11 protein-coding genes and 1 riboswitch are annotated in these 12,372 nt (G+C 71.8%); of the genes, 8 read left to right on the top strand and 3 right to left on the bottom strand.

Features of this window, described 5'->3' with window-relative positions:
• The first annotated feature begins 31 nt into the window (after positions 1–31).
• On the top strand, positions 32–1,096 hold the full coding sequence (gene trpD / locus OG698_RS32565; RefSeq protein ID WP_399968432.1) for an anthranilate phosphoribosyltransferase: 1,065 nt from the start codon (positions 32–34) through the stop codon (positions 1,094–1,096).
• Between the two features lie 113 nt (positions 1,097–1,209).
• Positions 1,210–1,326: riboswitch (SAM riboswitch) on the top strand.
• A gap of 167 nt (positions 1,327–1,493) precedes the next feature.
• Positions 1,494–2,867 carry an aminotransferase class V-fold PLP-dependent enzyme gene (locus tag OG698_RS32570; protein ID WP_406107263.1) on the top strand — a complete coding sequence of 458 codons (1,374 nt, stop codon included), beginning with the start codon at positions 1,494–1,496 and terminating at the stop codon, positions 2,865–2,867.
• Positions 2,868–2,936: 69 nt separating this feature from the next.
• On the opposite strand, the gene OG698_RS32575 is transcribed toward OG698_RS32570, so the two are convergent.
• Both OG698_RS32575 and OG698_RS32580 read right to left on the bottom strand, forming a co-directional pair.
• Positions 2,937–3,218 (bottom strand): Lrp/AsnC family transcriptional regulator, encoded by a 282-nt coding sequence (locus tag OG698_RS32575; protein ID WP_100592167.1) that lies wholly within the window; start codon positions 3,216–3,218, stop codon positions 2,937–2,939.
• Positions 3,219–3,258: 40 nt separating this feature from the next.
• A complete protein-coding gene (locus OG698_RS32580; RefSeq protein ID WP_406107264.1) occupies positions 3,259–4,014 on the bottom strand; it encodes a rhomboid family intramembrane serine protease in 756 nt (251 codons plus the stop codon).
• A 156-nt stretch (positions 4,015–4,170) separates the two neighbouring features.
• On the opposite strand from OG698_RS32580, the gene OG698_RS32585 reads away from it, so the two are divergent.
• From OG698_RS32585 to OG698_RS32605, 5 genes are all read left to right on the top strand, one after another.
• Positions 4,171–4,410, top strand: a complete 240-nt coding sequence (locus OG698_RS32585; RefSeq protein ID WP_100592168.1) for a hypothetical protein — start codon at positions 4,171–4,173, stop codon at positions 4,408–4,410.
• A 43-nt stretch (positions 4,411–4,453) separates the two neighbouring features.
• Entirely contained in the window at positions 4,454–5,803 is a 1,350-nt protein-coding gene (locus tag OG698_RS32590) for an NYN domain-containing protein (RefSeq protein WP_406107266.1), read from the top strand.
• A 316-nt stretch (positions 5,804–6,119) separates the two neighbouring features.
• Entirely contained in the window at positions 6,120–7,145 is a 1,026-nt protein-coding gene (locus OG698_RS32595; protein WP_406107268.1) for an NlpC/P60 family protein, read from the top strand.
• A 406-nt stretch (positions 7,146–7,551) separates the two neighbouring features.
• Positions 7,552–8,595: an NlpC/P60 family protein gene (locus tag OG698_RS32600; protein WP_406107270.1), complete on the top strand. Its 1,044-nt coding sequence runs from the start codon at positions 7,552–7,554 to the stop codon at positions 8,593–8,595.
• Between the two features lie 51 nt (positions 8,596–8,646).
• Positions 8,647–9,855 (top strand): hypothetical protein, encoded by a 1,209-nt coding sequence (locus tag OG698_RS32605; RefSeq protein WP_406107272.1) that lies wholly within the window; start codon positions 8,647–8,649, stop codon positions 9,853–9,855.
• Between the two features lie 13 nt (positions 9,856–9,868).
• Here OG698_RS32605 and OG698_RS32610 read toward each other — a convergent pair whose 3' ends face one another.
• Positions 9,869–11,107, bottom strand: coding sequence for a glycosyltransferase 87 family protein (locus OG698_RS32610; RefSeq protein WP_406107274.1), 1,239 nt, complete (start codon positions 11,105–11,107; stop codon positions 9,869–9,871).
• A 78-nt stretch (positions 11,108–11,185) separates the two neighbouring features.
• Between OG698_RS32610 and OG698_RS32615 the strand changes: the two genes are divergently transcribed.
• A complete protein-coding gene (locus tag OG698_RS32615) occupies positions 11,186–12,328 on the top strand; it encodes a glycosyltransferase family 4 protein (RefSeq protein ID WP_326776145.1) in 1,143 nt (380 codons plus the stop codon).
• Positions 12,329–12,372: the final 44 nt, after the last annotated feature.

Raw genomic sequence — 12,372 nt, forward strand, 5'->3', positions numbered from 1 at the left:
TCCCTTACACACTGAAAACCAGGAGCGGCAGATGAATGCTGTGACCCCCGCAGGAGGCAATACCGCGGCGGGCCGTTCCTGGCCCCAGCTCCTGAACGGCCTCCTCGAAGGGCGCGACCAGAGCGCCGACGACACCGCCTGGGCCATGGACCGCATCATGCGGGGCGAGGCCACGGACGCGCAGATCGCCGGGTTCGCGGTGGCCATGCGCGCCAAGGGCGAGACCGTGGAGGAGATCTCCGGCCTCGTACGGTCCATGTACGACCACGCCAACGTGATCGAGGTCCCGGGCGACACGGTCGACATCGTCGGCACGGGCGGCGACGGCGCCAAGACGGTCAACATCTCCACGATGTCGGCGATCGTCATCGCGGGCACGGGCGCCAAGGTCGTCAAGCACGGCAACCGCGCCGCCTCGTCGGCGTCCGGCGCCTCGGACGTCCTGGAGAAGCTCGGCGTGAATCTGGAGCTGACGCCGAAGCGCGTGGCCGAGGTCGCGGAGGAGGCCGGGATCACGTTCTGTTTCGCCGTGAAGTTCCACCCGGCGCTGCGGCACGTGGCGGCGGCCCGCGGCCAGCTGGGCATCCGCACGACGTTCAACTTCCTCGGTCCGCTGACCAACCCTGCCAAGGTGCGGGCCCAGGCCGTCGGTGTCGCCGACGCGCGGATGGCGCCCATCGTGGCCGGTGTCTTCGCCGAGCGCGGCCACTCGTCCCTCGTCTTCCGCGGCGACGACGGCCTGGACGAGCTGACGACGACGGCGACCTCGCGGATCTGGGTGGTCCGGGACGGCACTGTGCGCGAGGAGGCCTTCGACCCGCGGGACGTCGGCATCGACCTGGTGCCGGTGTCCGCGCTGCGGGGCGCCGACGCGTCGTACAACGCGGAGGTGGCCCGCCGCCTGCTGGACGGTGAGAGGGGCCCGGTACGGGACGCGGTCCTGCTCAACTCGGCGGCGGCGCTCGTGGCTCTCACGCCCGGCGAGGGCCCCCTGACCGACCAGATCCGGGCCGGCATGGCCCGCGCCGCGGAGTCGATCGACTCGGGCTCGGCGAAGCGGACGCTGGAGCGCTGGGTGGCGGCCAGCAACGCGTAAACGTGCAGGACAGAAGTGGTGGGGAGGTGCCGGCCGGCACCTCCCCACCACGCTCAGTCCGGGATGCGGACACGCTGTTGCGATGAAGCGATCAGCTGGCATACTTCTCGGCAGGTCATGAGTGACAGCGATTAGGCCCCGGCTCGCTGTCCGGCAACCCTCCGTCCGTGGCGGGGTGCCCCGGGTGAAGACCAGGCAGTGCACAGCAAGGTGCTCTGCAAGCGCGGACCCCTGCACACCCTGGGGTCCTGGTCCTCAAGGGAGCAGTCTCGTGAGCAAGCGAATGCGATAGGGCATCTCCGCCCCACCTCCGCACCCCCTTCTCCACTTTTCAGCCGTGCTGTCGAGCCATTGGCTCCGGCATGGTCAATTCGCTTGTCTCTCACGGGAGTTCGCCATGTCTGTCCCCACTGCTGCCGCCGACCAGTCGCTTTGTCGTGAAATTCCCGGCGCTCTGCCGGTTCTGGGCCGGGATGTCACCGTTCCGCTCGTCACCGGGGGCGAGGTCAGCTACGCGGCCCTCGACTACGCGGCCAGCGCCCCGGCGCTCCAGCGGGTCTGGGACGACGTGGCGGCCTACGCGCCGTACTACGGCAGCGTGCACCGCGGCGCCGGGTACCTGTCGCAGCTGTCGACCGACCTCTTCGAGAACTCCCGCGCGACCGTCGCCGAGTTCCTTGGCTGCCGCGCGGACGACCAGGTGATCTTCACCCGGTCGACCACCGACTCGCTCAACCTGCTCGCCGCCGTGCTCCCCGCCGACTGCGAGGTCTTCGTCTTCGAGACCGAGCACCACGCCTCGCTCCTGCCGTGGCGCGACGCCCGGGTGACGTACCTGAACGCGCCGCGCACGCCCGGCGAGGCCGTCCAGACCCTGGAGCGGGCCCTCGCCGACCGTGACCCCTACGGCCCCGCCCTGGTGTGCGTCACGGGTGCCTCGAACGTCACCGGCGAGCTGTGGCCCGTCCGTGAGCTCGCCGCCGCGGCCCACGCGCACGGCGCCCGCATCGTCCTCGACGCCGCGCAGCTCGCCCCGCACCACCCCGTCGACATCCAGGACCTCGATGTCGACTGGGTCGCCTTCTCCGGGCACAAGCTGTACGCGCCCTTCGGCTCCGGCGTCCTCGCGGGCCGCGCCGACTGGCTCCAGGGCTCCGAGCCCTACCTCGCCGGCGGCGGCGCCTCCCGCAAGGTCGCGCGGCGCGCCGACGGCGGTGTGGACGTCGAGTGGCACGACAGCGCCGCCCGCCACGAGGCCGGTTCGCCGAACGTCATCGGCGTCTACTCCATCGCCTCCGCCTGCAAGGCGCTCACCGAGGCGGGCTTCGACTCGCTCGTCGCCCGCGAGCAGTACCTGATCGGCAAGGTCCGCGACGGTCTCGCCGCCGTGCCCGAGGTGAAGGTGCTCTCGCTGTTCGGCGACGACGCCCCGCGCGTCGGCGTCATCTCGTTCGTCGTCGAAGGCTGGAACAGCTCGCACTTCGCGGCCGCGCTCTCCGCCGAGTACGGCATCGGCGTGCGCGACGGCCTCTTCTGCGCCCACCCCCTCGTGCGCACCCTGCTGGGCAGCGACCCGCAGTCGCAGGGGGAGTGCGGGGCGCCCGAGGCCGCGCCCGGCGAGAAGTCCCTCAACGCGATCCGCGTCAGCTTCGGCGCAGGCACCCCGGACGAGCACGTCGAGCGCTTCGTCCGCGCCGTCACCGAGCTGGTCCGCGACGGCGCTCGCTGGAACTACCGCACGGAGGACGGGCGTTGCGTCCCGGCGGTGTGATCCGCCGACCTCACCGGACATGACGAAGGCCGCCCCTCGGGGCGGCCTTCGGTCGTCAAGCGGGCCGGATCAGGAGTCGAGCCCGATCGCGAACGCCGCCTCCAGGTCGTGCTGCGAGTACGTGCGGAACGCGACGTGCGTGTCCGTCGCCTCCACGCCCGGGATCTTGCTGATCTTCCCGGGGATGACGTCCGCCAGGTCGTCGTGGCGCGCGACGCGCACCATGGCGATCAGGTCGTACGTACCGGTCACGGAGAAGACCTCGCTGACGCTGTCGAGGGCGGCGATCGACTCGGCGATCTCGGGGATCCGGTCCACGCTGGTCTTGATGAGCACGATCGCGGTGATCACGGCTGGCTGTCTCCCTCGGTGGCCGTGGCTGGGGCTGCTTTCACTCTAGCCCTCCCGTCTCCCGCCCCCGCCCTTGCACAGAACCGCTCTGCGCACCCCGCTTTCTTCCTCTGTAGCGCACCCACGCGTAGAGGAACCCGACGGAGAACCCGACCAGGTGCGCCAGGTAGGCCACTCCCGGCCCCTGGCCGCTCTGCCGGGCCGCCGCCCACTGGAGCGCCACCCAGAACGGCAGCACCACCCACGCGGGAAACCGCAGTGGCAGGAAGAACAGGAACGGGAACAGGCTCGTCACGCGCGCCCTGGGGAAGAGATACAGGAGCGCCCCGAGCACCGCGGAGATCGCCCCCGAGGCGCCCACCAGGGTCTGCTCCGAGCTCGCGTACGCAATGGCGTAGCCGAGCAGTGCCGCGCAGCCGGAGAGCACGTAGAAGAGCGCGAACTGGAGGTGGCCCATTCCTTCTTCGACCATCGCGCCGAAGACGTACAGGAAGAGCATGTTGCCCAGCAGGTGCAGCCAGCTGCCGTGGACGAAGAGGGCCGTGACGGTGGTGAGCGCGGCGCGTGGGGAGCCGGTGAGCAGCTGGACGGGGATCACGCCCCAGCGCTCGAAGTACTCGCTCTGCGCCGCGAGCAGCCGGTCGCCCGTGCCGTAGACGGGGTTGAGCCCGGACGCCGGGGACAGTGCGAACGCCACGCAGCACAGAGCGATCAGCCCGTACGTCACCGGTGCCGGGTGGTTCCTGACAGCCGACCTGACCGTCCTGCCCGCCGTCACACCCCGATTGTCGATCATGCAACAGATCATGACGTAACGGTGCACACCTGCCCAGACGGCCTGCCGGGATTCCCCACTGTGGACGCCCGCGCGGGGGGTACCCGCCAGGCCGTAGGGTTACGGGCACCACGCACCACGGAAAACGTACGACCCCGAAAGAAGGCGACAGCCCCGATGACGGTTCCCCTGCCGACCGCCGAGACCCGTTGGCGCTGCACTCTCTGCGGCAACCTCACGCGTTTCGACGTGACCCGTTCGTCGAAGGTCGTCGAATACGTGCACCTCGACCTCGCTGGTGACCCGAAGGTGGAGGAACGCGAGGTGGTCAGTGAGACCATCGAGTCGGTCCGCTGCCGCTGGTGCAACGCCGTGGATCAGGTCGAACTCGTGGACAGGCCGGGTGCCGGCTCCTGAGAGGGAGCCGAACCCCCAGAAAATACGGACATTGGGGTGACGGATGGTGGAGAGCGCAGGCGGGGAGGCCGGGGACGGCGCCGCTGAGGTGCTCGACCGGCCGTTGCCCGAAGGTGTTCGGCGCCGGGTCGTGCAGATCGTCTCGGACGGCTTCGGCGGGCTGACAGTCGCCGAACTGCCGCCCCAGTTGCGGCAGTATGCGCGCTTCACCCCGACCCGGCGTGCCAAGTTCGCCGGCAATGCGATGGCCGCCGCGGTTGAGGGCGACACTCTCTTCCGCCAGCGCATCGGCGAACGTCTCAGAGACGCCCAGCCGGAGCTCTCCGGCGCCCTGGACTCCGGGGCGCCGCCGCCCGCCGCCGACCCCCTCGACGTGGCCGCCGCGGCCTATGTGCTGCGGCCCACCGGCTGGGTGAAGCTCGTCGCGGCCGCCGGCGAGGAGGCCGTGCGGGCCGACGCCGAGCGCGCCGACGAGGAGGCGCGGGCCGAGCTGGAGCGGCTGCGCGCGGAGGTCGGAGCCGCCCGCGACCAGACCAGGTCCGAGACCGAACGGCTGCGCACGGAGCTGGAGTCGGCGAAGAAGGAGGCCGAGTCCCTCCACCGCAAGCTGCGCAGCGCGCTCAGTGACGTCAAGCGCGGCGAGGCGGCCGTGCGCAAGATCCACGGCGAGACCGAGGCCCTACGGGCCGAGATGCAGGCACAGCTGTCCGCCGCCGACAGCGAGACGCGGCGGCTCAAGGCGCGGCTCGGCGAGACGGAGGCGGCGCTCGAGGCCTCCCGCAAGGCGGCGCGCGAGGGCCGCAGCGTCGAGGACATGCGCGTACGGCTGCTGCTCGACACCGTCCTGGAGTCCGCGCAGGGGCTGCGCCGCGAGCTGGCGCTGCCGCCCGTGTCCGTGCGCCCCGCCGAGACCGTGGACGCCGTCGAGCCCGGGCGGATGTCGCCCAAGGACATCGCGGCCCGCGCCCTGTCCGAGCACGACCCCGCCATCCTGGACCAGCTGCTCGCCCTGCCTCAGGCCCATCTCGTGGTCGACGGCTACAACGTCACCAAGACCGGCTATCCGACGATGCCGCTGGAGAAGCAGCGGCTGAGGCTGCTCGGCTCGCTCTCCCAGCTCGCCGCGCAGACCGGCGCCGAGGTCACCTGTGTCTTCGACGGAGCCGAACTCGCCGCGCCCGTACTGCTCGCGCCGCCGCGCGGGGTGCGCGTGCTCTTCTCGAAGGCGGGTGTCACCGCCGACGAGCTGATCCGCCAGCTGGTGCGCGCCGAGCCCTCCGGACGGCCCGTCGTGGTCGTCTCCACGGACCGCGAGGTGGCCGACGGGGTCGCCAAGTCGGGTGCGCGTCCCGTCGCCTCAGTGATGCTTCTGAAGCGTCTCTCGCGCGGCTGACCGACCGCCGCGCAGTTCCGGCCCTTCGCCACATAGGCAACGTAGGTCTCATACGTAACTTCTGGGCCTGATGCCCGAATTGGCGGATCGTTTACGCAACGTAGTGTCAAACGAGCATTACCGCACGTGAGTTGAGTGCAAAGAATGCGCTCGGTGACTGACTTTTTTCTCGTCAGGATTTGAACTGATCACAAGAAGGTCACTAAGGTCTGGCCTCGAACCTCCGCTCGGGTGATCGCTCATCGGGAGTGACGGCAGAGGGTCACCGCCCACCGGCGTGTCGGTAGGCGGCTGGAGGAAGAAGGAGCTCGCCTTCGTGGCGTCCCACCGTCGACCCAAGCAGCCGAGCCGCACCCGTGTGACCGTGCTCACCGCAACCGCCGCCGCAGCCGTGGCCCTCACGTCGCAGGCCGCGCAGGCCGCGCCGAAGCCGAGCAAGAGCGAGGTCAAGGCCAAGGTCGACAAGCTCTACGAAGAGGCGGAGAAGGCCACCGACAAGTACAACGGGGCCAAGGAGAAGCAGAAGAAGCTCGAGAAGGAGATCGGCGACCTCCAGGACAAGGTCGCCCGCGGCCAGGAGGACCTCAACGAGCTGCGCTCCGGCCTCGGTTCGATGGCCAGCGCCCAGTACCGCTCCGGCGGCATCGACCCCTCCGTCCAGCTCTTCCTCTCCGCCGACCCGGACGACTTCCTGGACAAGGCCTCCACGCTCGACCAGCTCAGCGGTCAGCAGGTCGAGGGCCTGAAGAAGATCCAGGAGAAGCAGCGTTCGCTGGCGCAGGAGCGCCAGGAAGCCGCCGACAAGCTCAAGGACCTCGCCGACACCCGCACGGAACTCGGCAAGAAGAAGCAGCAGGTCCAGAGCAAGCTCAGCGCCGCGCAGAAGCTCCTCAACACCCTCACCGCCGCCGAGCGGCAGAAGATGGCCGCCGACGACGCCCGCGCGAGCCGCTCCGCCGGCGCCCGCGTCGACCTCGGCAACGAGGTCCCGGCCTCCAAGCGCGGCGCCGCCGCCCTGAGCGCCGCCGCGACCCAGCTCGGCAAGCCGTATGTCTCCGGCGGCACGGGCCCCAACTCCTACGACTGCTCCGGGCTCACCCAGTGGTCGTACGGACAGGCCGGTGTGGGCATAACCCGGACCACTTACACGCAGCAGAACGACGGCCCGAAGATCGGCATGAGCCAGCTCAAGCCCGGCGACCTGGTGTTCTTCAACAACCTCGCGCACGTGGGCCTGTACGCCGGCAACGGCCAGGTGCTGCACGCCCCGCACCCCGGCGCCGTCGTCCGTTACGAGTCGATGAGCACCGTCGGTTCGTTCCAGTTCGGCGTCCGCATCTGAGGCTGACAGCGGCGCGCGATGACGCGCCCGTTCGGGCGAACATCCTGAGCTCCCCCTGACTTTGCGCCCCGGCATCGACCTGCATCGATGCCGGGGCGTAGTCATATTCCCCGCAATCCGTCCACTGCGCTGCGTGATAGCTTCCGCGCTGTCCGTCAGCGAGAGCTGGCGTACCTACCGCCGGACGGGCGGGAAGTGACGCCTGTGGAGGCTCTCGGAAGACCGGAACCCAGGGTTTCGGCAGGGGCCTTTGAAGCAGGAACCCGCCGGAAGCGGGCCCGCGTCGTGGGCCCGCAGGCCGGAGCCGGGCCTGTGCCGGGCGGACGTCAATGTCGCCCCGCATTCCGGAGCCCTGCCGCCCCTGGGGCGGTGGGGGCGGGGGGACGGGAAAGGAGAGCCGCAACCCGTGGGGTCCCATCGCCGTCCCGCACAGTCCGGCCTCGACCGGAGCGCGCGCGGCTCCACTGTGTACGTCCTGTCGGCCGTGGCGGCCACCGCCGCCGCCGGGCTCACCGCCGCCCCCGCGGGCGCCGCGCCACAGGACCGCCCGTCCGGCACCCGGGCCGAGGTCGACCGCCTCCTCGAGCAGGCCGAGAAGGCCACCGAGGCGTTCAACAAGGCCGACGAGCGCGCCGACAAGCTCCGCGACGAACTGGGGGACCTTCAGGACAGCGTCGCCCGCGGGCAGGAGCGCATCAACACCATGCGCTCCGGCCTCGGTTCGATGGCCAGCGCCCAGTACCGCTCGGGCGGCATCGACCCCGCCCTCGCCCTGCTCCTGTCGTCGGACCCCGACGGCTATCTCGACAAGGCGTCCGTCCTCAACCGCGTCACCGCCCGCCAGGCCGGCGAACTCACCGAGCTGCAGCGGGCGCAGCGCGACCTGTCCCAGGAACGCGCCGAGGCCACCCGCAAGCTCGTCGACCTGGAGCGCTCCCGCAAGGCCGTCGCGCGGCACAAGCGGACCGTCCAGGGCAAGCTCGCCAAGGCCCGCCGCCTGCTCGACTCCCTGCCCGCCTCGCAGCGTGAGGCCTACGAGCGCGCCTCGCGCGGTGGCGAACGCGACGGCGTCCCCGACCTGTCGGGCGCGGGCCTCCCGTCGTCCGGCCGGGCCGCCGCGGCGGTCGCCGCCGCGATGTCCGCGGTCGGCAAGCCGTACGTGTGGGGCGCCAACGGGCCCTCCGGGTTCGACTGTTCGGGCCTGATGCAGTGGTCGTACGCGCGCGCGGGTGTCGGCCTGCCGCGCACCTCGCAGGCCCAGCGGTACGCGGGACGGCAGGTCCCCCTCTCCCAGGCGCGGCCCGGCGACCTCGTCGCCTACCGCTCGGACGCCAGCCACATCGGGATGTATGTGGGCAACGGCCAGGTCATCCACGCCCCCTATCCCGGCGCGCCCGTGCGTTACGACCCGGTGGGCATGATGCCCGTGTCGTCCGTGACACGGGTCTGAGCGGTCGCGGCCGGTGGGGCCCGGCGCGGGAGGCGCCGTACGATCGGGAGGATGTCTGGTCGTGAGCGTGGTGCGGGTGGAGCGGGGGCGTGCGTCGCCCTGCTGTCCGTGGCCGCCCTGCTCGCCGGGCTCGTCGGCTGTGGCGGGGGCGCGGCGCAGGACACGGTCCGGGGCGATGTGCAGCACACGCTCGACCGCAGGGCCGATGCCGTCCTCGTCCAGGATCCGGCCGCGTACCGGGCCACCGGCAGCGCGGACGCCGCGGTTCTGACGAACCTCGCCGACGTCCCGCTGTCCTCCTGGACGTACCGGCTCACCCGCCTGAACCGCTCGGGCGGCCACGCCACCGCGGGCGCGGAACTGCGCTACCGGATCGAGGGCTACGACAGCGCCCCCGTCGTCTCCGCGCGCTCCCTCAAGCTCGAACTGCGCGAGGGACGCTGGTACGTGACCTCCGACCGGCCCGCCCCGAAGGCCGGCGAGCAGCTCTGGGAGCAGGGCAGGGTCGTCGTCGAGAAGGGCGCGCACAGTCTCGTCCTCGGCGTCGGCAGGTCCCACGGCGCGCTGCGCGACTACGCGGACCTCGCCGACGAGGCCGTGCCCGCCGTGAGCGACGCCTGGGGGACCGGCTGGGCCCAGCGGGTCGTCGTCCTCGTCCCGAAGTCCCTGGACGGCATGGGCGCGCTGCTCGGGACCCCCGCCGCCGGGTACCGGGGGATCGCCGCGGTGACCACCGGCGAGGCGGGCGCGCCGGGGCGGACGCCGGCCGACCGGATCATCGTGAACCCCGACGCTTACGGCGTGCTCGGCTCCTTCGGCAAGCAGGTCGTCCTCACGCACGAGACGACCCATGTCGCCAGCCGCGCGGCGACGTCGGGGGCCACTCCGCTGTGGCTGTCCGAGGGGTACGCGGACTGGGTCGGCTACCGCGGCACCGGGCGCTCCGCGGGGCAGGCCGCGCCGGAACTGGAGCGCGCGGTGCGGCTCGGCCGGCTGCCGGCCGCGCTCCCCACCGACCCCGACTTCGGGTTCACCGGCGACGCGGGGCGCCTCGCGCAGGCGTACGAGGGCGGGTGGCTGGCCTGCCGGATGATCGCCGACCGCTGGGGCGAGGCGAAGCTGAACGACTTCTATCGCGCGGTGGGGAAGCACGAGCGGCGGACCGGGGCGGTCGAGGAGGCGATGGCGAGCGTGCTCGGGACGACGGAGGAGAAGTTCACGGCGGAGTGGCGGGACTATCTGAGCGCACAGCTGGGCTGACCGACGAGAGGATCTACGACGCCAGCAGGGTCTCGTCGCGGGTCGGCTGTGGCGACGGCGGCTGTTCGCCCAGGTGCGGCTCCGTGACCGTCTGGCGCCACAGGCGCCGTGCGGCGGTCAGCGACGCGGTGACCAGCAGGCCGTTGCGTACGAGGATCAGGGCGAGGCCGAGTTCGTCGCCTCCCACGACGTGGGCGAACCCGAGCGGGAACTCCAGGAACGTCACGAGGGACGCCGCCAGGACCAGGCAGGCGGGCGGCGTCATCCGGCTCGCGGAGAACAGCGTCGACACCGCGGCCAGGCCGGTCAGCCACAGCATGTACTGAGGGCTGATCACCCGGCTCGTCGTCGTGAACAGCAGCACCGCGACGAACGCCGCGTCCGCGAGCGTGCCTGGCGCCCAGGCCCGCGCCCGCAGCCGCCACATCAGGAGCCAGCCGAACGCGAGCAGCGTCAGCCCTTGCGCGACCACGCTCACGACGTCCACGTAGGGGCCGAGGAACTCCATCGAGCCGTAGTTCAGCCCGACGTAACCCGGCCAGCCGAACTGCCGCGCCACATGGAACACCAGCGCGCCGAGCGACTCGACCTCCGTGCCGCGGTCGCGCTGGGAGGTGACGAAGTCGAGCGCGCCCGGCATCGCCGCCGCGAAGGCGACGACCAGGGCGCCGGCCGTGAGAGCCGCGCTGCCCCAGGAGACCCGCGTGAGGCGCCCGCGGCGGGTCCCGAGCAGCAGGAGCACGGGCCACACCTTCAGCAGCGCGCCGAGCCCCGTGAGCACCCCCATGATGCGCGGATGCCGGGCCCCGGCCAGCAGCGCCGCCACCGCGACCGCAGTGACCATGACGTCGTAGCGGGCATACGCGGTCGGACCGAGCAGCGGCACGCCCGCCACCCACACCCACGCTCCGCGCCACGACCTGTCGGGCCGCCCGCCCGCGTACACGAGGAGTCCGAAGGTGATCGCATCGGCGACGAGGGCGAGCACGAAGAACGCGGTGGCGTAGGACAGGAACGGCAGGAGGTCGGGGGAGAGGATCGCGCCCGCGGCGGCGGGCGGGTACTGCCAGGTGACGTCGTCCAGCGGGAACGTGCCCGTGCGCAGGACCCCGTACCAGTTGCGGTAGATGACGGAGACGTCGGTCGTCACGTCCGGCCCCGGGACCGTGATCACCTTCAGGACGCACAGGAGGAGCAGCGCCCGGGTCGCGGCCCACACCAGCACCGCACGGACCGGGATTCTCGGCATCATTCGGGCCATGATGCCCGGCAGAACTGTGCAGGGGCCATGAAGCACGACCCACCGGCGCGTTAGGTACTGTCGGCGACGATGCACAAGACCCTGATCGTGACCAACGACTTCCCGCCCAGGCCCGGTGGCATCCAGGCATTCCTGCACAACATGGCGCTCCGCCTGGACCCCGAGCAGCTCGTCGTCTACGCCTCCACCTGGAAGCGCACCCGCGAGGGTGTCGAGGCGACCGCCGCCTTCGACGCCGAGCAGCCCTTCACCGTCGTCCGCGACCGTACGACGATGCTGCTGCCCACGCCCCGCGTCACCCGGCGCGCGGTGGGCCTGCTCCGGGAGCACGGCTGTACGTCGGTGTGGTTCGGCGCGGCCGCCCCGCTCGGCCTGATGGCACCGGCGCTGCGCAAGGCCGGCGCCCAGCGCCTGGTGGCCACCACACACGGGCACGAAGCCGGCTGGGCTCAACTGCCCGCGTCCCGCCAACTCCTGCGCCGCATCGGTGAGTCGACGGACACGATCACGTATCTCGGCGAGTACACGCGGTCGCGGATCGCCGCCGCGCTGACGCCCGCCGCGGCGGGGCGGATGGTGCAGCTGCCGCCGGGCGTGGACGAGAAGACGTTCCACCCCGGCTCCGGCGGCGACCTCGTGCGGGCGCGGCTCGGACTGACGGACCGGCCCGTCGTCGTGTGCGTCTCGCGGCTCGTGCCGCGCAAGGGACAGGACACGCTGATCCTCGCGATGCCGCGGATCCTGGCGGCCGTCCCGGACGCGGTACTGCTCGTCGTGGGCGGTGGCCCGTACGAGAAGGAGCTGCGCAAGCTGGCCGCGGAGACGGGTGTCACCGACTCGGTGCGCTTCACGGGGGCCGTGCCGTGGTCGGAGCTGCCCGCGCACTACGGGGCGGGCGACGTGTTCGCCATGCCGTGCCGGACCCGGCGCGGCGGCCTCGACGTCGAGGGCCTCGGCATCGTCTACCTGGAGGCGTCGGCGACGGGCCTGCCGGTCGTGGCGGGCGACTCCGGCGGGGCGCCGGACGCGGTGCTCGACGGGGAGACGGGCTGGGTCGTCAGGGGAGGTTCGGCGGAGGAGTCGGCGGACCGGATCGTGGCGCTGCTCGGCGACGCGGAGTTGCGGCGGCGCATGGGGGAGCGGGGGCGTGAGTGGGTCGAGGAGCGGTGGCGGTGGGATCTGCTGGCGGAGAAGCTGCGCGGACTGCTGTAACGCCGAACGCCGGAGGGGCTGGATGATCCATCCAGCCCCTCCGG

Source organism: Streptomyces sp. NBC_01003, from assembly GCF_045162695.1.
Classification (GTDB): domain Bacteria; phylum Actinomycetota; class Actinomycetes; order Streptomycetales; family Streptomycetaceae; genus Streptomyces.